Origin of the sequence: Nonomuraea cypriaca (assembly GCF_015645445.1) — a bacterium.
GTDB lineage: Bacteria > Actinomycetota > Actinomycetes > Streptosporangiales > Streptosporangiaceae > Nonomuraea > Nonomuraea cypriaca.
In genome coordinates, this window is record NZ_JADOGI010000084.1 from 1 (window position 1) to 19,994 (window position 19,994).

The following is a 19,994-nucleotide window of genomic DNA, read 5'->3' on the forward strand; positions in this document are numbered from 1 at the left end:
GTGCCGGGGCGGGCGGACGGGTCGTCGACGCGGGCCCTCAGGGGCTTCAGCAGGGCCTCGACCGACTCGGTGAGCTGCGCGAACTCCTCAGGGGTGGCGTACAGGTACGTGTTACTCACCCCGCCGGCGCCCTTCCACGCGGCGGGCTCATCGGCGCGCCGTTGCCGCCATTCGACGAGCCTGGCCAGCGCCCGCTCGACGATGACCTGCTCCAGCAGGCCGCGAGCGGCCACCTGGTCCGGGCGCGTCCCTTCGTCCCACTCCTGGGTGCTCTCGGTCACCTTCCAGGGCCGCTCGCGCTCGTCCTTGGCCTCGGCCTGCTCCACGAAGCCGTACTTGGCGAGCTGCCGGAGATGGTACGAGGCCAGCGCCTGGCTGACCCCCACCTCGCGCGCGGCGTCGGCGGCGGTCAGCGTGCCCGCGCGCAGCAGCGACTCGTGCAGCGCCAGCCGCACGGGATGCGCGAAGGCCCGCATCGCCGCCGGATCGTCGAGCAGCCGTCGCGGGCGCCTTCCCGAAGATTCCCAGGACATGCTGTGAATCATGGGGAGCACCGCCCGATATGTCAAGGATTCCTTTGGAATATGACGGGCGTCAGGGAGGCTCGAGCGTCCGGGCCTACCATGAACGCATGCCCCGAATCTCCGCCGCCACCATCGGCGAGCATCGTGCCCAGACGCGCGATCGCATTCTGCAGGCCGTCTCACGGCTGTCGCGGGTGCACGGCATCGACGCCATCTCGATGACCGACGTGGCAGGCGAGGCGGGCATCACCCGTACGGTGCTCTACAACTACTTTCCGGACAAGGCCGCCCTGCTGCTCGCCTTCACCGAGCGGGTGACCCACTACTTCATCGACAGCTACGAGCGGGAGCTGCCCGCCGGCGCCTCGCCCGCCGACCGGTTGCGGGCCTTCGTACGGTTGCAGCTCGCGGGCCTGCTCGCGCATCCCCACCCGGGCGCCGCCGACCTCACCGCCTCCCTCGGGCCCGACGCCTACCAGCAGCTCGCCGAGCACGTCGCGCCCATGCAGCGGGTCCTGGTGGAGATCCTCGAAGGCGGCATCGAGTCCGGGGACTTCCGGGTGATCGACGTCGACGCCACGGCCCGGATGATTCTGGCCGTCATCGGGGCCGAGCGGGTCCCGTTGATCAGCGGCGACGTGACCGTGGAGCGGGCCGCGGCGCTGGTGTCCGAGTTCGTGCTGCGGGCCCTCGGCACCGCCGGGGCCGGCGCATGACGCAGGGGCCGGGAGAGCTCCAGGCCGACACCCACCTCCGGCTCAAGTCCGCCCGCGGCCGGTGGGTCCTGGTGGCGACCGTGCTGGGGTCCGGGATCGCGCTGCTGGACAGCACCGTGGTCAACGTCGCGCTGCCGTTCATCGGCAGGCAGCTCGACGCGGACATGGCGGGGCTGCAGTGGACGATCAACGCGTACACGCTCACGCTGGCCGGCCTGATCCTTCTCGGCGGCTCGCTGGGCGACCGCTACGGCCGGCGCAACGTCTTCCTCATCGGCATCCTCTGGTTCGCCGTCGCGTCGGCCCTGTGCGGGCTGTCGCCGAACATCGAGTTCCTGATCGGGGCGCGGGCGCTGCAGGGCATCGGCGGCGCGTTGCTGACGCCGGGGTCGCTGGCGATCATCCAGGCGTCGTTCGTCCGGCACGACCGGCCTCGGGCGGTCGGTGCGTGGTCGGGGCTCGGCGGGGTGGCCAGCGCCATCGGGCCGCTGCTGGGCGGCTGGCTGGTGCAGACCGCCGGCTGGCGGTGGGCGTTCCTGATCAATCTGCCGGTCGCGCTGGTCATCCTGTTCATCACGCTGCGGCACGTGCCGGAGAGCAAGGACGAGGAGGCGGCCGGGCGGTTCGACGTGCTCGGGGCGGTGCTGGCGGCGCTGGCGCTGGCCGGGATCACGTACGGACTGATCGAGAAGGGGGCGCCCCTCCTGCTGGTCACGGGGCTGCTGCTGGGGGCGGCGTTCGTGGTGACGCAGATCCGCAGGTCCCCTGACGCGCTGGTGCCGGTGGAGATCTTCCGCGACCGGGTCTTCACGGCCGTGAACGTGGTGACGCTGATCATGTACGCGGCCATGGGCGTGGTGTTCTTCCTGCTGGTCGTGCAGCTCCAGGTGGTGTCCGGTTTCTCGCCCATCGCGGCGGGCCTGGCGATGCTGCCCACGACGATCCTCATGATGCTGCTGTCGGCCCAGGCCGGGGAGGTGGCCAAGCGCTTCGGCCCGCGCTGGCCGATGACGTTCGGGATCCTGGTGGCCGGCGTCGGCTTCCTCTGGATGAGCACGATCAGCTTCGGCGCGTCCTACCCGCTGCAGGTGCTCCCGGCGGTGACGGTCTTCGGGCTGGGCCTGTCGGGCGCCGTCGCGCCGCTGACCGCGACCGTGCTGGCCACGGCCGAGGAACGGCACGCGGGCACCGCCAGCGGCGTCAACAACGCCGTGGCGCGCACCGGCAGCCTCCTGGCCGTGGCCGCGGTTCCGCCGCTGGTCGGGCTGGTGGGCGATGCGTTCCAGAATCCGCCGGTGTTCGACGCCGGGTTCAGGATGGCGATGCTGATCAGCGCCGGGATGATGGTGGTGTCGGCGCTGATCACGTTCTTCACCATCAGGACCAACGTGCTGGCGGCCGAGGATTAACAGGTGAACGGCTGACTGCGGACGCTGTTGTCGAAGTTGGACAGCAGCAGCTCCGGCTCGCCGACCGAGCGGATGTCCGGCAGCCTGGTCAGCAGCGCGCGGAACATCGTCCGCATCTCCTGCCTGGCCAGGTTGGCGCCGAGGCAGAAGTGCGGGCCAGGGCCGCCGAAGCCGACGTGCGGCTTGGTGTCGCGGGTGATGTCGAACGTGTCCGCGTGCGGGAACACCGATTCGTCCCGGTTGGCCGAGCCGTAGAAGAGCACCACCTTGTCGCCCTGCTTCAGCTCCAGGCCGCGCAGCGAGCAGTCCTGCGTCACCGTGCGCCTGAACTGCATGATGGGTGAGACGTAGCGGACCATCTCCTCGATCGCCCCGTTGATGTGCGTGTCGAAGTCGCTCATCAGCAGCTCGCGCTGGGCCGGGTTGTCGGTGAGGAGCTTGATGCCGTGGGCCATCGTGTTGCGGGCCGTCTCGTTGCCGGCGACCAGCAGCAGCGCGAAGAACGAGCCGAGCTCCCTGTCGGTGAGCTTCTCGCCGTCCGGGTTGGCGTTGACCAGCAGCGAGACCAGGTCGCTCCCGGGATCGGCGACGCGCTCGTGGCCGAGCTTGATGACCATGCGCTGCAGCGCCAGCAGGGCCAGCATGTTCTGGCCGGCCATCTGCACGCTGCGCGCCAGGCTGGGGCGCAGGCCGGTGTAGGCGGTGGAGACGTCGACGTGCTCGTGGACCCTCTCCCGCAGGTCGTGCGGGATGTCGAGCATGTCGCAGATGACGTGGATGGGCAGCCGGGCGGCCACCTGCGCGACGAAGTCCTTCGGGCCGTCCCTGACGACGTCGTCCACGATGCGGGCGCAGGCCGCCTCGATGTCGCCCTGGAGATTGGCCAGCATGCGGGGGCTGAACGAGCGGGTGACGATCCTGCGCAGGCGGGCGTGGCGCGGGTCGTCCATGTTGACCATCGACTCGCCGAACACCTGCTTCACCCAGCCGGGCGGCTCCGGGTTGGTCACGGCGGGCTCGCTGGAGAACAGCTTGGCGTTGCGGCTGGCCTCGACCACGTCCGCGTGGCGTACGAGGGCGTAGAAGCCCTTGCCTGAGCGCAGCAGCGGCACTTTCTTCTCCGGGAAGAACACCGGGTGCTCCAGTTGCCGGAGCCGCGCGAACGCCTCATTACGCTCTTTGGGGGGTTTGCGCCAGAAGTCCAGATCGGCGAGATCGATGTCCACCGCACTATCCTGGCACGTTCCCGCTCCTCCGCGGGCAGCCCGGACGGCGCGCTCATCCGTCCGCCGGAGGCCGATGTGCATTCGACCCTCCTGGCCCGTTCTCGTGCCGTTCAGGCCTGGTTCGACCTGCCCGGTCATTACTTCCGGTATGAAGGTTCTGCTCGCCGCCTGCCTGGTTCTTCCCCTGACTTCCGGTACGGCCCCCGCCCTGGCCCGCTCGTGCGGCGGGCACCCGCTCGACTTCGACGGCGACGGCCGCCCGGACCTGGCCGTGGCCGCGCCCTACGACGACTCCAGGGCCGGCTCGGTGACCGTGCTGTACGGGTCGGGCAGGCAGGTGAAGCTCACCCAGGACGGCGCGGAGCCCGGTGACTCGTTCGGGTCGGCCCTGGCCGTGGGCGACTTCAACGGGGACAGGTGCGCCGACCTGGCCGTGGGGGTGTCGGAGGAGTTCGCCGGGGAGCGGGTGCCCGGGGGCGACGGGAACGGGGTCGTACAGATCTTCGACGGGTCGCCGGATGGGCTGGTCGCCGGGAGGGAGCTGGCTCTGGCCAAGCCGTCGAGCGACCGGTTCGGGGCGTCGCTGGCGGCGGGCGACCTCGACGGGGACGGGCGGGACGAGCTGGTCGTGGGCGCGCCCAGTCACCGGTCGGGCGGGTCACTGACGGTCTACTGGATGAAGGGGCGTGAGCCCGTCCAGATCACGCAGAAGACGCCGTGGGTGCGGCAGGCCGCGCAGGTGACCGACCAGTGGGGGGCGGCGCTGGCCACCGGGGACTTCGACGGCGACGGGCGGGACGAACTGGTCGCCGGGGCGCCCGCCGACAGCGTACGGGCGGACGGGCAGGGCTCGGTCACCGTGATCGACGTACGGGAGCGGCGGGCACGGCAGCTCACGCAGAGCAGCCCCGGCATCCACGGCGCGGCCGAGAAGTGGGACGGGTTCGGGGCGGCACTGGCCACCGGGGACTTCAACGGCGACGGCAAAGCCGACCTGGCCATCGGCGTCCCCGGCGAGGGCCTCACCGCCAACCAGCGCGCCATGGACTACGGCGACGGCACCGTGGACGTCCTGTACGGATCGCGGAACGGCCTGCGGACCGACAGGACCGAGGCGTGGTCGCAGAACTCGCTCAAGGGCGTGCCGCGCTACTACGACCGGTTCGGCGCCTCGCTGGCGGCGGGCGACTTCAACGGCGACGGCAAGGCCGACCTGGCCGTCGGCGTGCCCGGCGAGAAGGCGGTCCAGGTGCTGGCGGGACGCGCGGCGGGCGGGCTGACGCGGGTGGGGAACCTGCTGGTCAAGGGAGAGGGCCGCGACTTCGGCGCCTCGGTGGCGGCGCTGCCCGCGCAGGGCGAGCGCTACCGGTCGCTGTCCGCGCGCCCCCCGGTGTACGGGCTCGTGGTGGCCTCACCCGACCAGGGCCTGGTCATGTACGCGCCCGGGCGCCGCGAGCCGGGCCTGCGGCTCGGCAAGGTACGCCGCCTCGGCAAGGGCTCCGGCCTGTACGGCTACGCCCTCGGCTGAGCCACTGCGGCAGGCACCCCAACCCGACCGGCACCCCGAACCCGGCCGGCACCCTCAACCCGACCGGCGCGTTCACGCCGAAGGCTGTGCCACGGGGAGGATCACTCTGAACAGGGCGCCCTTGCCGGGATCTCCCTCGGCCATGACGATGCCGCCGTGTGCCTCCACCAGGGTCGCCGCGATCGACAACCCCAGCCCGGACCCACCCGCGCCGCGCGCGGGATCGGCTCGGTAGAACCGCTCGAACACCCGCTCCGCCACCTCCGCGGAGAACCCGGGCCCTTCGTCGGCCACCTCCACCACCGCCCGATCACCGTCCACGCCCACCCGTACCTGGAACGGCGTGCCCGGCGGGGTGTGCGTGAGGGCGTTCGTGACGAGGTTGTTCAGCACCTGCCCGAGCCGCGACTCGTCCCCCGTCACCACCACCTCGCCCTCCCCGCCGAACAGCCGCACCAGCTCGATGCACCGGTCGGGCGCCAGCGTCTGGGCGTCGATCACGACGGTGGCCGCCAGGCTGAGCAGGTCCACGGGCCGCATCGCCAGCTCGCGGCGCTGGTCGAGCCTGGCCAGCAGCAGCATGTCCTCCACCAGCAGCCCCATGCGGGCGGCCTGCCCCTCGATGCGGCTCAGCAGCCGTACGGCCTCGCCCAGGTCCTTCTCCTCCCGCAGCCGGAACAGCTCCGCGAACCCCCTGATCGAAGTCAGCGGCGTGCGCAGCTCGTGCGAGGCGTCGGCCATGAACCGGCGCATCAGCTCCTCCGACCGCCGGGCGGCCGTCGCAGATGCGCGGGCCGACTCGGCCGCCGCCTCCCGCTCGCGCGCGGCCACCTCGATCTGGGCCAGCATGGCGTTGAGCGAGCGGCCGAGCTTGCCCACCTCGGTGGTGCCCGCCCACAGCGGCACGCGACGCGACAGGTCGCCGCCCGCGATGTCCTTGGCCGTGCGCGCGATCTCGCCGAGCGGGCGCAGGCTGCGGCGTACCAGCCAGTAGCAGGCGAATCCGAGCACGACCAGCGTGCCACCCCCGCCGACGGCCACGATGAGGGCGAGCTGGGAGACCGTGGCGTCCATGTCGCCCAGGCTGACGGCGATCACCCGCGTCTGGCCAGCGCGGACGGGCACGGCGACGACCCGCCAGTCAGGACCGTCCGCGGCGCGCGACTCGACGGTGAACGGCCGGCCCCTGAGCGCGCGGACGTCGGCCGCGGCCAGCCGGGGCAGCGCGGGGGTGTGCTCGTCCGTCGACTCGCTGAGCGTTCTGATCGTGGCGCCGCCCGGGTCCAGGAGCATCGAGTCGAACAGGCCGAAGAAGCGTTGCGGGCGCGCGCCCGGACGCGGCGGCTCCGCCGGCTGCGGCGCGTCCCTGAACGGCACGGTGGCCGCGTGGAGCTGATGGTCCACCCGCTCGACGAGGTAGCCGCGCAGCAGGCGTACGGCGACCAGGCCGGTCAGCGTGATGGCGAGGGTGACCAGCAGCAGAGTGGCCGACACCAGCCGCAGCCAGAGCGGCGCCCTGGCGAGATGCTTGCGCACCGCGAGGCGCCCGACCGGCCGGATCCTCGCGAAACCCCGCGGCGACGGGCTCATTCGCGCGGGGCGCGCAGGATGTAGCCGACCCCGCGCAGCGTGTGCAGGTATTTGTCCTCGCCCGTGTCCACCTTGCGGCGCAGGTACGACACGTACGACTCGACCAGGCCGACGTCGGTGCGCCAGTCGCCGTTCCAGACGTTGTCGAGGATCTGCGTCTTCGACAGCACCCGGCCCACGTTGAGCATGAAGTAGCGCAGCAGCCTGAACTCCGTCGGCGACAACGCCACCGCGACGCCGTCCCGCCACACCTCGTGGCTCTCCTCGTCCAGCTCCAGGTCGGCCACCCGCAGCCGGTTCGGCGGCGGCACGCCGCGCCGGGTCCTGCGCAGCACGGCCCGGATCCTGGCGATGACCTCCTCCAGGCTGAACGGCTTGGTCACGTAGTCCTCGCCCAGGCCGAGCCCGGCGAGGCGCTCCTCCGGGGCGTCCTTGGCGGTCACGAACAGCACAGGGACCCGGCGGCCGCGGGACCGCAGCCTTCCCGCGACCGCCAGGCCGTCCAGGTCGGGCAGCATCACGTCGAGCATCACCAGATCCGGCGAGCTCTCCTCGGCCACCCGCAGCGCCTGCCTGCCGTCGGCGGCGGTCAGCACCTCGAACCCGGCCATGCGCAGGCTGGCCGAGAACAGCTCCCTGATGTTGGGTTCGTCGTCGACCACCAGCAACCTGGCCTCGGGTTCACTCACCGCGGTCCTCCTCCACCTGCGCTCTGCGTGATCGACGCGGCCGTCACCGCACCGTCGCCGCCCGGCCGGCCGCGTACCACGATCGTGGTGCCGGTCTCAAGGTCGGACACCTTACCGGGCTTGGAGATCCGCACGGTGGTCTGGTCGGTGGTGGTCACCGTGACGGTGGTGCCGTCCGTGGTCTTCACATAGATCTTGCCGTCCTCGACCTTCTCGACGGTGCCCATGGTGCCGCCCGCCGCGCCCATCCGCCGCCCCGCCCCCGGCCGCTGGCCCTCGCCCGGCTGCTGGCCCTCTCCCGGCTGTTGACCTTCGCTCGGCTGCCCGGCCGCGCCTGGGCGGTCGTCCTGCTGTTGCCGGAACCCGCCGCCGCCCGCGAGGCGCTGCTGGGCCGCCGCCTGCGGCGTGTCCGGGGAGCCGAACAGATCGTCCGCCTGGATGCCGATGAGGATCCCCGCCACCAGCACGACGCCGGCGGCCAGCGCCCGCGTGAGCTTCGACGTGCTTTCCCGCGGCTGGACGGCGAGCTCCTCCCGCAGGTCATCGGGGTACGGGGAGGAGTCGAGCTGGGCCATGTACGATTTCTCCTTACTCGTGGCGCAAGGCCTGGATCGGCCTCAGCCTGGCCGCCCTGTTGGCGGGATAACTGCCGAAGAACAGCCCGATCCCCACCGACACGCCCAGTGCCAGCACGACCGACGACGGCACGAGGACCGGCTCGATGCCTGCGACGGTGAACCTCGTCCCCGCGAACGCCACCAGCACCCCGGACAACCCGCCGACCAGGCTCAGCAAGGTGGCCTCCAGCAGGAACTGGCCCAGGATCGCGCTCCTGGGCGCGCCGATCGCCTTGCGGATGCCGATCTCGCGGGTGCGTTCCGTGACGGTCACGAGCATGATGTTCGTGATGCCGATGCCGCCCACCAGCAGCGAGATCGCGGCGACGGCGCCCAGCAGCACGGTGAAGGTGCCCGTCGCCTGGCTGACGGTCTCCTGCAGGGTGGCCTGGTTGAGAACGCGGTAGTCGGGGTTGTCGTTCGTGATGCCGTGTCGCTGGTTGAGTATGGCGGTGACCTCGGACTGCGCCGTCGTCGTGGTGTCCGCCCCGGTCGCCTGCACGACGATCTGGCTGAGCGCGCCGAACCCGCTCAGGCTCTGCTGTACGGCGGGCAGCGGCGCGATGGCCACGTCGTCCGCGTCCTGCGTGCCCGCGGACCCGGCCTCCTTCAGCACGCCGACGACCGTGAACGGCACGCCGGACACGCTGACCTGCTTGCCGATCGGGTCGACGGCGCCGAACAGCTCCTCCACCACGGTACGGCCGAGCACCACGACCTTCCTGGCGGCCAGCACGTCGTCGTTGAAGAAGTACGTCCCCCGGTCCACCGGCTTGTTCACGGCCTCGAAGTAGCTGGGGTACGTGCCGACGAACTGCGCGATCGTGTGGCCGGCGGCCCCGTACGCGGCGGTGGCGGAGGAGGCGTTAACGACCGGGGAGACGGTCTTGACGGAGGGCGCGAGCGTCTTCTCCGTCAGCGCCTCGGCGTCGGCCAGGCTGAGCTGCCTGGCCTGCGTACGCGGCCCGGTGTTCCCGCCCCCGCCGGGCACCCGCATGGCGCCGCCCCCGCCGCCGCCGGAGAAGGACGGGGAGATGGTCAGGGTGTTGGCGCCGAGGCGCTGGATGTTCTGCTGGATGCTGCGCGAGGAGCCCTCGCCGACGGCGACCAGCATGATGACCGCGGCCACGCCGATGAGGATGCCCAGCGTGGTCAGCGAGCTGCGCATCTTGTTGGCCAGTAGGCCGCGCAGCGCGAAACGGAGCAGCTCGAACTGGTTCATCCGGCCGCCGCCCCTTCCTTCAGGCGGGGCGGGGGGCCGTCCACCGGCGCCTGGCGGCGGTCCTCGACGACCTCGCCGTCCACCAGCCTGATCAACCGTTTGGCGTGCGCGGCCACGTCGTCCTCGTGCGTGATGATCACGATCGTCCGGCCGGCCTCACTGAGCCGGTCCATGATCTGCAGCACGTCGTTCGTGGAGGCGGTGTCGAGATTGCCGGTCGGCTCGTCGGCCAGCAGCAACGCCGGCGCGGTGACCAGTGCCCTGGCGACGGCCACGCGCTGCTGCTGGCCGCCGGAGAGCTGGTTCGGCTCGTGGTGCACGCGGTCGGACAGCCCGACCTGCTCCAGCGCGGCCAGCGCCCGCGCGCGCCGCTCGGCCTGGCCGATGCCGCCGTACACCAGCGGGAGCTCGACGTTGGCCAGCGCGCTCATGCGCGGGATCAGGTTGAACGACTGGAACACGAACCCGACCCTGCGGTTGCGCAGGACGGCGAGCTGGTGCTCGTCCAGCCGGCCCACGTCGGCGCCGTCGATCAGGTACATACCCGAGGTGGGGACGTCGAGGCAGCCCAGGATGTTCATGAGCGTGGACTTGCCTGAGCCCGAGGCGCCCATGATGGCCACGTGGTCGCCGCGCTCGACGTCCAGGCTGACACCGCGCAGGGCGCGGACCTTGGCGTCGCCTTCGCCGTACTCCTTGACGAGGTCCCTGACCCGCAGGACGGGGACGCGGGCGTCCTGGGCGGTCATCGCCCGCCTCCCCGCATGCCGCCGCCAGGGAACCCGCCGCCGCCGAGCTGCCGCTGGTCGCCGCCCGTGGTGCCGCCCGTGGTGGACGGGGGTACGAGCCGATCGCCCTCGGACACGCCCGACTTGATCTCGGTCGTCGTCGTGCCCTGGATGCCGACCTCGACCGGCGTCCTGGTCTGCCTGCCGTCCTCGAACAGGGTGACCGTGGTCTGGCCTCCGCTGGTGGAGACCGCCGTGGGGGGGACGGTGACGACGTCCGCGGCCTGGCCGACCACGACCTCGACCGTGGCCGTCTGGCCCAGCCTGACCTGGCCGGGCACCTCGGTGAACGTCACCGTGACCGGATACCGTACGACGTTGTCGCTGGTGACGGCGACCGGCTCGATCTGGGTGACCTTGCCGGTGGCGCTCACTCCCGGCAGCGCGTCGAACGTGACCGTGGCCGCCTGGCCCAGCTTGAGCTTGCCCGCGTCCGACTCGGTGAAGGTGCCGACGAGCTGGAGCCTGCCGATGTCGGAGATCTCGACGAACCCGCTCGCGGCCTCCTGCCCGCTCTGACCCGAGCTCTGTCCCGCGCCTCCGCCCGAACCCGGCCCGCCGACCGAGCCGTTCACCGCCGTGACCGTGCCGCCGAACGGAGCCTTCAGCACGGTGCCCGCGACCGTGCGCCGCGCCTCCCTGTAGGCGTTGCGTGCCTTGATGTAGGCGGCGTTCAGCTGCGCCGTCGCGGTCCCGTCGTCGACGGCGCTCTGGTACGTGGCCTCGGCCGCCGACAGGCTCTCCTGGGCGGCGTCGTCGTCGAGCCTGGCCAGCAGGTCGCCCTTGCCGACCTTGTCGCCGGGCTTGACGTAGATCTTCTCGACCGTCCCGGTCGTGCCGAACGACAGCGCTCTGGACTTGGCGCTCTCGACCGCGCCCGAGGCGGACACGGAGGCGACCACGGAGCCCCGGCTCGCGGTGACCGTCCGCACGGTCGTCTCGCCCGCCGCCCGGCCCGTGCCGAGCTGGGCGTAGGCGAGCGCGGCCCCGCCCAGCAGGAGCGCCGCCAGCGCTCCGTTGGTCATCAGCGCTCTGCGCCTTGTCGACACCTTCACAGGCGGTGACCCTCGCACACCAGGCTGCGCCGCAGCCGCGAGCAAGCTGAACGTTCGCTGACAACCCGCCGTTCCTTCCTGGCGCTCAGGTAACTCTGAGGCTGCTCGCAGGCGGGCGCGAAGCTGCCGCGCCAGGATGGCCGCTCATGAGAGCGACTTTCGCGCTGGGCGGGCTCGCCCTCGCCGTACTCGTCGCCGGGTCCGGCCTGGCGCTGGCGCTCCGCGACGACGCCCCGCCCACCGTCCAGGTACGGCTCGCCGCCGTCGGGCGCGGGCCGGTCACGGCATTGGTGAGCGCCGCGGGCAGCACCGTGGACGGCTCGCGCAGGGACCTGTCCTTCGGCTCATCGGGGACGCTGACCAAGGTCCACGTCAAGGCCGGGGCCAAGGTGAAGAAGGGCCAGGTGCTGGCCCGGATCGACGGGCGGGCGGCGCGGGAGGCGTACACGGCGGCCGAAGCCGACCTGACCGCCGCCCAGGAAGCCCTGCGAGAAGCATCCACCGCAGCAGCCCCCACCTGCCCCTCACCCACCGAACCCACCACGGGGACGACCGCGGGGGCGGCCGGGCAGGAGGCGGCGGGCCGTTCGGGCCAGGGTTTTCTCGGGCCCGAGGCGCCTGGCTCAGGGGGTAGGAGCCCGGTGCCGAGCGCCACCCCCGAGCCGACGATGAGCCCGACCCCAGTGCCGACCGATCACGAGCCGACCGATCCTGTACCGACTGATCCCGTGCCGACCGATCATGAACCGCGGCCCACGGTGACGGTCACCGTGACGGCCACGGTCACCGCGACCGTCACCGCCACGCCCACCGGCGGCACCTGGGCCGGGAGCCCAGCGAACGACCAGCCAGGTGACCGCCCGCCCTCGACCGGCGCCCCATCGGGCACGTCCTCTCCCACGGCCAAGCCCACCGCCGGCGGGAAGCCGTCCACCGGCGCGAGGCCAACGGGAAAGCCCACCGCAGCCGGGAAGCCATCGGCGTGGCCTGGCACGAGAGCGACCGGCGGTGGCCGACCGGCCCAGGGTTCGTGCGGCACGGCGGCCAAGGGCGGGGTCGGCGAGGATCAGGCCGCCGCGAACGTGGACCGCGCGGAAGCCGCACTCGAACAGGCGGCCGACGCCGTACAAGCCACCCGGATCACGGCCCCGGTGGCGGGCACGGTGCTGTCGGTCGCGGGCGGGGTCGGCGACACCGCGGGCACCGGCACCTTCATCAGCCTGGGCGACCTGAACGAGCTCCAGGTCCAGGCCATGGTCACCGAGTCCGACGTGAGCCGGCTCAAGCTCGGGCAGCAGGCCGGGATCACCCTGGCCACCCGAGGAGACAAGGGCTACGCGGGCACGGTGACGGCGATCGCGCCGACCGCGACGGTGGACGACCGGCTGGTCCGCTACCCGGTCACGCTCGCGTTCGACGAGCCGCCGGCCGGGCTCATGCTCGGGCAGACGGCCTCGGTGACGATCATCACCGACGAGGCCCAGGACACGATCTACGTGCCCGCCGCGGCGGTGCGCGCCAGGGCCGACGGCACGCAGGTGGTCACCGTGCGCTCAGGCGGCCACGACGCGGCGAAGGTGGTACGGACGGGAGTGCGCGGCGACCAGTACATCGAGATCACCTCAGGGCTGAGGGAAACCGACCAGGTCGTCATGTCGGACGGCACCTCCGGCGAGTTCCCGGACGGCGGCTGGCCGGGGGCCTGACCCGGCGTGCGCGACGCCCGGCCGCGTTGAGCGGATCCGCAGCGGGTTCACAGCGAACGTTCAGCCTGCGGGCGGTGCGGCCTGGCCGGCGGCCGAGGTGATGGACGGGATGGCGAGGCGGTGTGAGGTGCGGGCGGGCGCGCCCCGGCGGGTGATGTAGTCCAGGGTGCGGAAGTCGACGGACAGCTCGTCGCGGGTGAGACGCGCCATCAGGTAGCCCCGCCGCTGGTCGATGTAGGAGAAATGCGGATTCTCCTGGAGGGCTTCGGCGATCCACGTCCGGTCCCGGTACCCGTCGCCGTCGCTCGCGATCGACGAGGCCACCAGTTCCCTGGCCACCACCGGGGAGTCCGGGTCGTCGAAGTCGGTCTTGAGCTCCGCCAGGTGGTGCATGTGCGCGTCGCCCGTCAGCACCACCGGGTTGGGCGTGCGGGCCAGCGAGCCCAGCAGCCGGGTGCGCTCGGCCGCGTACCCGTCCCAGGAGTCCAGGTTCACCTCGCGGCCCGGCCCGACCTTGAAGTCGCGCTGCGCCATCATGATCTGCTGGCCGAGCAGGTTCCAGCGGGTGGAGGAGCCGCGCAGGCCGTCCTCCAGCCAGCGCCACTGGTCGTTCCCGAGCAGCGTGCGCCGGTCCGCCAGCCGGTCGTCGCAGCCGGCCCGCACGCCGTCGAGGCACGCCTGGTCGTCGCGGAACTGCCGGGTGTCGAGCAGGTGGAAGCGGGCCAGCGTCCCCCAGGAGACGCGCCGGTTCACCCTGAGCACCGCCCCCTGGAGGCTGGCGCGGCGCAGCGGCATGTTCTCGTAGTACGCGCGGAACGCCTCCGCCCTGCGCCTGGCGAACCCCGGCGCCCCCGTGCTGGAGACGGGACCGGCCCAGTTGTTCTCCACCTCGTGGTCGTCGAACGCCATCAGCCACGGCGCCGTCGCGTGCGCGGCCTGGAGGTCGCGGTCGCTCTTGTACTGGGCGTGCCGCAGCCGGTAGTCGGCGAGCGTGCGGCACTTGCCCGGCGTGTGGGTGCGTACGCGCCCGGCCAGCGCGGTGTAGCCGCTGGGGCCGTACTCGTACATGTAGTCGCCGAGGAACACCACCAGGTCGGGCTCCTGCTCGGCCAGGCGGCGGTAGGCGGTGTAGTAGCCGTGCTCGAAGTGCGCGCACGCCGCGACCGCGAACGTGAGCGGCGTCTCCCCCACCGGCGTCGTCCTGGTGCGGCCGGCCCGCGAGAGCCGGCCCTCGCTCCTGAACCGGTAGAAGTAGTCGCGGCCGGGGTCCAGCCCCTTCAGCTCGACGTGGACGCTGTGGGCGTCGCGCGCGCGGGCGGTGGCCGTACCGGACTTGATGATCTTGGAGAAGCGCTCGTCGGTCGAGACCTGCCAGTCCACGTCCACGTCGCGGGACGGCATGCCGCCGCGGCCCGCGCCGCCCAGCGGGTCGACGGCCAGCCTGGTCCACAGGACGAAGCCGTCGGTGGAGGGATCTCCGGAGGCCACGCCCAGCGTGAACGGGTCGGCGGCGAGGGTTCTGGCGCGGGGCTGGATGAGCGGGTGCGAGGTGAGGAGGCCGGCTGTCGCCGATGTCAGGAAGGCTCTGCGGTCCACGTTCCCAGGTATGTCCGGCCGTGCTGACTCCGTCGTGACTGCGGCGTCAAGGGCGGATGAACAGCATCAGTCGTCCTCTTCGCGCAGTTCGTCAAGGAGGTGACGGGCAAGCCCGGCGCCGTCCTCGTCGTCCAGGGCGAGGAACACCTCGATCGCCTCCTGGCAGGCCGTGACGGCGGCCTCGCGCAGGCCGGCCCACCGCAGGGCGGTGGCCTCGTCGTAGGCCAGCTTGGCGCGCTCACCGGCCGCCCCGGGGATGGAACCGGCGGCGTCGAGCGTCCGCCTGGCGCGCGCGTAGGCGGCGGTGACCTCCTCCGCCTGGTCATAGCCGTAGTAGATCGACAGGGCGTGCAGGCGCATCGCGTTCGCGGCCCCGAGGAGGTCGCCCGCGCGTTCGTACAGCTCGGCCGCCGCCGCGTACGCCGCCGCGGCCTCGCGGTCCTCGTCGCGGTCGTCGAACGCCTGGGCGGCTTCGAGCAGCGCGTACGCGTCACCCAGCTCCCGCAGCACCTCCAGCGCGCGCTCGCTCTCACCGAGCACGATCAGCGCCCTGGACAGGATCTTGCGTACCCCCGCCAGGCGCTCCGCGTCCGCCGCGCCGAGCAGCGCCACGGCCTCCTCGGCGGTCTCGGCGGCGTCCAGCGGGCGGTCGGCGCCCAGGTACGCATCGGCCAGATCCACCCGGGCCAGCGCGGCCCCGCGCCCCTCACCCCGCTGGGTGAACCCGGCGACCGCCTCCTCCAGATGGCGTACGGCCTCCTCCTGGTCCGCGGCGACCGCCGCGGCACGCAGGCTCTCCTCCGGGGAGTCACTGGGCTGCCGCCTGGCGTGCGGCAGCAACGGCAGGCTGCCGGCCACGGGCGTGGCGGCCAGCCGGGCCTCCATGCGGCGGGAGTGCACGTCGTTGCCGTTGCGGGCGTCGAACCTGGCGGCGATCCCGCGGGCCCCCGCCTCCATCTCCGCGCGCAACGCCGGCACCGGGACGTCCGCGTCGCCGCGCCGTACCGTCAGGGTGCCGTGGCCGATCTCCTCCAGGCGGCGCAGCAGCAGGGCGGCGCCGCTCATGAACCGGGCGGCCTGGCTGGGCGACGGCGGGCGCTCCAGCAGCGGCAGCTCCCGCTCGAGGATCTCCAGCCCGCGCGTCTCGTTGCCGGTGAGCGCGCAGAAGCGCAGATGATCGCCGAAGTCGTCCAGGTCCGCGACCTGCCCCTGGACCAGCCGGTACGCCCGCCGGTGCGCCTCCGCGGCCGCGTCGAGCCGCCCGATCCTGAGGTAGACGGGCAGCAGCGTGCACAGGATGCTCTGTGGCTGGCTGTAGCAGGTGAACTGGCCGGTCACGACGGGTGCGGCCAGGGCGACCGCCTCCTCGTCCCGCCCGAGCGCGGTCAGGGTGCGCGCCTGGGAGCCGACGTCGCATGCCTGGCAGTCCGACAGCCGGTCGCGCGGCGCGGTCCGCCAGCGGTGGAACCACTCCGCCACGCCCGCGTCGTCGCCCAGGTGCAGGGCCATGGCGCAGCGCTCGGCGTACACGGCGTGCAGCAGGTCGCCCGCCTGGCGGAAGCGGCGCTCCATGTCGTCCAGCGCGTCGAGCGCGCGCGGCAGCGGCACCTCGGGGAACCTGCGGAGGTCGCTCATGATCCACTTGTACTGCCAGAGCAGCCGGTGCGCCTGCCACTCTTCGAACCTGCCCGGCTCGGCGTCGTAGTCGGCCAGGCAGCGCGAGAACGTGGCGAACGACTTCACCGGCTCGCCACCGAACTGGTAGGCCGCGATCAGCGCCAGCCGGGCCTCGACGGTCGCACCGGGCTCGCGCCGTGCCTCGGCCTCGTGGACGGCGCGCTCCACCAGCACGGTCCTGGCCTCGCCGTACGGCAGCGACCCGGCCTCGGACAGCAGCGCCTGAACGTCGTCAGTCACGCGTGCCTCCCTGGACGGCCCAGTCGAGCAGACCGAGGAACGAGCGGTTGAGCGCCGCGGTGTCGGCCGGGCGCAGCGGATGGTGCCCGTGCAGCAGCGCCAGCCCGTACAGCGACTCCACGGCGGTCGCGGCCAGGGCCTGGTCGGGCAGCCCGAGCACGCGGCGGACCAGCGGGTTGCGGTGGTTGAGCACCAGGGTCGGCCGGTCCGCCGCGACCGTGCGTTCGAGCGCGCCGAGCACACCGGCCCACAGCTCGTCGCTCGCGTCGCGGGCCTCGCGCAGGTCGGCGTGGTGCTGGGCGGCGCGGCTGGTCAGGTAGAGGGCGGGCAGCGAGGCCGGGTCGAAGTCACGCAGCACCACCGCGCAGCCGAGCGGGTCGAGCGCGCGGCCGGCGGCGGCCAGCAGCGGGCGCGCCGCGAGCTCCGCGCCGGGCTCCGCGGGGCCGAGGCGGGTGGCCAGCTCGGCCGGGTCGAGCCGCTCCAGCCGCGCGTCCGGGTCGATCCTGGGCAGCCTGGACAGGATGTCGGCGTCGTAGACGTAGCCGCCGTTGACCAGGCCGATGCCCTGCGCGCCGGACACGGCCGCGAGCTGGCGGAACTCGTCCACGCTGGAGGTGAAGCGCCCGCCAGGGTGGCTTCTCCTGAACTGGGCCAGCGTCATGGGGCCCGCGCTGGTTTCGTACTCCAGCCACTGGTCGACGAGCCTGAGCATGTCGTCGTCGTGCCGGGCCAGCGCCTTGACGCCCAGGTGGTGCAGGGCGAGGAAGGCGCGCAGACCGTCGGGGTCGGTCGTGGCGAGCCGGACGAGCCAGGCGCGCAGCTGGCGGCCCAGCTCGTCGCGGGTGTGCTCCAGCAGGTCGTCCTCGTAGAGCGCCTCGCGGCTCGCGGTGGGCCGCAGCTCGGAGGCGTCGACGACGCAGCGGGCGAAGAACGCCCAGTCGGGCAGCAGGCCGTCGGCGGACTCGGCGAGCAGCATGCGCTTGAGGTAGACGCGATGGGCGCCGCGGACCGCCGGGTTGGCCGGGGCTGGCAGGATGTACGCCACACCGGTGAGGCCCGCCTCCGGGACGCTCAGGTCGACGACGTCCAGCGGGGTGAAGCCGAACAGCTCCTGGCTGTGCCGGTCGAGCGCGTCCCGCCGGGCGGCGGGCGAGGCGTGCGTCTCCTGCCAGGGCGGCGCGTCAAGCGTGGTACGCCGCCCGTTCACGCTCACCTCGAACGGCAGCAGCGCCCCGTAGAGGCCGGCCAGCTCGGTGACCGTGCGTTCCTTCACCCACTCCGCGGCGTCGTGGCGCGCCCGCAGGGTGACCGTGGTGCCGGGTTCGTCCCGCTCCCTGGGGGCCCGCTCGACCGAGTAGCGGCCGTCGGACCGGCCGGTCCACAGCACCGTGTGGCCGCCGTTCGCGGACCTGGTCTCGACGCTGATCTCGTCGGCGACCAGGAACCCCGACAGCAGCCCGATGCCGAACTGGCCCAGGAACTCGTGCCGCGAGAAGCCCAGCTCGTCGCGCTTGGAGGAGCGGCCGATGGTGGCCAGCAGCGTGTGGACCTCGTCCTCGGTCAGGCCGACGCCGGTGTCGCGCACGCTGACGAGCCCGCCGGCGACGTCGATGGTCACCTTGGCGGGCGTCTCAGCGGGCACATCGGTGGGCGCCGCCGGGTCGATCGCGCGGCGGGCCGTGATCGCGTCGGTCGCGTTCTGCAGGAGCTCGCGGACATAGACGCGGGGGCTCGAATACAGGTGACGGCTGAGCAGGTCGACCACGCCGCGCAGATCAACTTGAAAGGCGTTCTCCACCCGGTCACCTTAGATCACATAAAAGGCGTTTCGCCGTTGAATTATCGGACCGCCTCACCGAGGCCGGACAACGCGCCGCGCAGCGCGGCGGCGTCGGTGAAGTGCACGCCCGTCATGCCGGCGCGCTCGGCGCCCTCGATGTTCTCCTGGCGGTCGTCGATGAAGACGATGTCCGAGGGAGCGGCGCCGATCTCGCCGGCCATCGTGTCGTAGATCTCCCTGTCGGGTTTTACCAGGCCCAGCCTGCCGCTGTAGAAGCGGTGGCCGATCGCCGCGATCCAGGGCAGTTCGTCCAGGCCGTCGCCCATGCAGGCGGGCGCGTTGGACAGCAGCGCCACGTCGCGGCCGGCGTCGAGGAGCTCGTCGAGGATGGCGATCGTGCCCTGGTCGGGGTAGGCCCAGCTCGAGATGTCCATGGCGACCAGGCGGGCGACCTCGGTAGGGGTGGCCGGCCTGTCCAGCACCGCCGACCAGTACGCCGTCGGCGTCAGGGCACCCCGGTCGAACTCCAGGCGGTGCTCCCAGTAGCCGCGCTTGAACGCCTCGGGGTCGGCGTCCACCGCGCGGGCCATGGCGTCGGCGTCGGACTCGGGCTGCGGCAGGCACAGGACACCGCCGTAGTCGAAAACAATCCATGTCATGCGAGGAATGGTCGCAGATGCGGATCGAGTGCCGGGCACCCGAGGTATTTCTGGGCGGTGTGGAAGTCGATCCAGTCGAGGTTGACCAGCTCCTCGGCGTCCACGCCGGTGAAGCTGTCGCACAGGGCGGGCGGGATGGCCGCGATGTCGTCTTTGTCGGCGACGTTCACCCAGCGTCCGACGCCCTTGGGGCGTTCGCCCCGGCCGTTGACGGGGGCAGGGAGGAGGCGCTCGAAGACGACGTTGCGCATGCCGAGCGGGCTCCCCAGGGTGATCAGCAGGTCGACCTGGAGATCGGGGCAGGCCCACAGGGTCTCGTACGCGACGACGCTGCCGAGGGAGTGGGCGATCAGCACCCTGGGCCGGTGCTTCCTGATGACGCCGGCCACGGCCTGCTGGGCTCGCTCGCGCTTCGCCCGGTCGGTGAGGTACGCCGCCACCTCCGGCGCGAACAGCTTGGCGAACTGCGCCGACCTGCCGTCCAGCCGGTCGAGCAGCCAGCCGGTGAACGACTTGAGCGCCCCCGTGATGTGCTCGCCCAGGCCCAGGTTCCTCGCCCAGTCGGCGAGTACCTGCTGGGCGGCGATCTCCATCTCCGCCTCCATCTCGGCCTGCCTCGCGGCGGAGCGCGGCGGCTCGCCGTCGCCGGGCGGGCCGTCGTGCAGGTGGTGGGAGAAGTAGGCGACCTCGCTGAAGTACGGTCTGGCCTCTCCCCCGAGCGCAAGGTGCAGGTAGCGGTCCCACTTGACCCGCATGGCCGCGGCCGCCCCGGCCGCCGAGCGCCCGGCCTCCAGGTAATAGTTGTACTTGCCGATCCCGTGCACGCCGACGATGCTCGTCACGCCGCCTCCCCGCATGATCTTCTCGCGCGATATTGGCATACGCCGCTTGCAATCGGCCGTCAAGCGCCTGGGCCCTGCCACCGCCGCGGAATTCCCGCCGTGGTAAATGCCGTTGCGTACGGCATACGAC

General features: G+C 72.3%; 17 protein-coding genes. 4 read left to right on the top strand and 13 right to left on the bottom strand.

Annotation, left to right across the window (positions count from 1 at the left end):
- On the bottom strand, positions 1–533 hold a 533-nt coding region (locus ITP53_RS26150), incomplete at its 3' end, for a helix-turn-helix domain-containing protein (protein ID WP_195898092.1).
- A gap of 98 nt (positions 534–631) precedes the next feature.
- On the opposite strand from ITP53_RS26150, the gene ITP53_RS26155 reads away from it, so the two are divergent.
- Positions 632–1,240 carry a TetR/AcrR family transcriptional regulator gene (locus ITP53_RS26155; RefSeq protein WP_195898093.1) on the top strand — a complete coding sequence of 203 codons (609 nt, stop codon included), beginning with the start codon at positions 632–634 and terminating at the stop codon, positions 1,238–1,240.
- Positions 1,237–2,649 carry an MFS transporter gene (locus ITP53_RS26160; RefSeq protein WP_195898094.1) on the top strand — a complete coding sequence of 471 codons (1,413 nt, stop codon included), beginning with the start codon at positions 1,237–1,239 and terminating at the stop codon, positions 2,647–2,649. The genes ITP53_RS26155 and ITP53_RS26160 overlap by 4 nt, the downstream gene beginning before the upstream one ends.
- Here the strand turns inward: ITP53_RS26160 and ITP53_RS26165 are convergent.
- The gene (locus tag ITP53_RS26165; protein WP_328815776.1) at positions 2,646–3,875 is read right to left on the bottom strand and encodes a cytochrome P450; all 1,230 of its coding nucleotides are present in this window, start codon (positions 3,873–3,875) and stop codon (positions 2,646–2,648) included. The genes ITP53_RS26160 and ITP53_RS26165 overlap by 4 nt on opposite strands.
- Positions 3,876–4,023: 148 nt before the next feature.
- Between ITP53_RS26165 and ITP53_RS26170 the strand changes: the two genes are divergently transcribed.
- Positions 4,024–5,403: an FG-GAP and VCBS repeat-containing protein gene (locus ITP53_RS26170; RefSeq protein ID WP_195898096.1), complete on the top strand. Its 1,380-nt coding sequence runs from the start codon at positions 4,024–4,026 to the stop codon at positions 5,401–5,403.
- 72 nt (positions 5,404–5,475) lie between these two features.
- On the opposite strand, the gene ITP53_RS26175 is transcribed toward ITP53_RS26170, so the two are convergent.
- Genes ITP53_RS26175 through ITP53_RS26200 form a run of 6 tightly spaced genes read right to left on the bottom strand, consistent with a single transcriptional unit; the run spans position 5,476 to position 11,334 of the window.
- The gene (locus tag ITP53_RS26175) at positions 5,476–6,939 is read right to left on the bottom strand and encodes a sensor histidine kinase (RefSeq protein ID WP_328815779.1); all 1,464 of its coding nucleotides are present in this window, start codon (positions 6,937–6,939) and stop codon (positions 5,476–5,478) included.
- A gap of 50 nt (positions 6,940–6,989) precedes the next feature.
- The gene (locus tag ITP53_RS26180; RefSeq protein WP_195898098.1) at positions 6,990–7,682 is read right to left on the bottom strand and encodes a response regulator transcription factor; all 693 of its coding nucleotides are present in this window, start codon (positions 7,680–7,682) and stop codon (positions 6,990–6,992) included.
- The gene (locus tag ITP53_RS26185) at positions 7,679–8,257 is read right to left on the bottom strand and encodes a hypothetical protein (protein WP_195898099.1); all 579 of its coding nucleotides are present in this window, start codon (positions 8,255–8,257) and stop codon (positions 7,679–7,681) included. The genes ITP53_RS26180 and ITP53_RS26185 overlap by 4 nt, the downstream gene beginning before the upstream one ends.
- Positions 8,258–8,270: 13 nt before the next feature.
- The gene (locus tag ITP53_RS26190) at positions 8,271–9,521 is read right to left on the bottom strand and encodes an ABC transporter permease (RefSeq protein WP_195898100.1); all 1,251 of its coding nucleotides are present in this window, start codon (positions 9,519–9,521) and stop codon (positions 8,271–8,273) included.
- On the bottom strand, positions 9,518–10,270 hold the full coding sequence (locus tag ITP53_RS26195; RefSeq protein WP_195898101.1) for an ABC transporter ATP-binding protein: 753 nt from the start codon (positions 10,268–10,270) through the stop codon (positions 9,518–9,520). The genes ITP53_RS26190 and ITP53_RS26195 overlap by 4 nt, the downstream gene beginning before the upstream one ends.
- Entirely contained in the window at positions 10,267–11,334 is a 1,068-nt protein-coding gene (locus ITP53_RS26200; RefSeq protein WP_195898102.1) for an efflux RND transporter periplasmic adaptor subunit, read from the bottom strand. The genes ITP53_RS26195 and ITP53_RS26200 overlap by 4 nt, the downstream gene beginning before the upstream one ends.
- A 176-nt stretch (positions 11,335–11,510) precedes the next feature.
- On the opposite strand from ITP53_RS26200, the gene ITP53_RS26205 reads away from it, so the two are divergent.
- Positions 11,511–13,070, top strand: a complete 1,560-nt coding sequence (locus ITP53_RS26205; protein WP_195898103.1) for an efflux RND transporter periplasmic adaptor subunit — start codon at positions 11,511–11,513, stop codon at positions 13,068–13,070.
- Between the two features lie 60 nt (positions 13,071–13,130).
- On the opposite strand, the gene ITP53_RS26210 is transcribed toward ITP53_RS26205, so the two are convergent.
- The 5 genes from ITP53_RS26210 to ITP53_RS26230 all read right to left on the bottom strand — a co-directional run bounded on the left by ITP53_RS26210 (position 13,131) and on the right by ITP53_RS26230 (position 19,864).
- Positions 13,131–14,666: an alkaline phosphatase D family protein gene (locus ITP53_RS26210; protein ID WP_195898104.1), complete on the bottom strand. Its 1,536-nt coding sequence runs from the start codon at positions 14,664–14,666 to the stop codon at positions 13,131–13,133.
- Positions 14,667–14,732: 66 nt separating this feature from the next.
- Positions 14,733–16,583: a hypothetical protein gene (locus ITP53_RS26215; RefSeq protein ID WP_195898105.1), complete on the bottom strand. Its 1,851-nt coding sequence runs from the start codon at positions 16,581–16,583 to the stop codon at positions 14,733–14,735.
- Positions 16,576–18,381 (bottom strand): HSP90 family protein, encoded by a 1,806-nt coding sequence (locus ITP53_RS26220; RefSeq protein ID WP_195898106.1) that lies wholly within the window; start codon positions 18,379–18,381, stop codon positions 16,576–16,578. The genes ITP53_RS26215 and ITP53_RS26220 overlap by 8 nt, the downstream gene beginning before the upstream one ends.
- 41 nt (positions 18,382–18,422) lie before the next feature.
- Positions 18,423–19,022, bottom strand: coding sequence for an HAD family hydrolase (locus ITP53_RS26225; protein WP_195898107.1), 600 nt, complete (start codon positions 19,020–19,022; stop codon positions 18,423–18,425).
- Positions 19,019–19,864, bottom strand: coding sequence for a hypothetical protein (locus ITP53_RS26230; protein WP_195898108.1), 846 nt, complete (start codon positions 19,862–19,864; stop codon positions 19,019–19,021). The genes ITP53_RS26225 and ITP53_RS26230 overlap by 4 nt, the downstream gene beginning before the upstream one ends.
- Positions 19,865–19,994 lie beyond the last annotated feature (130 nt).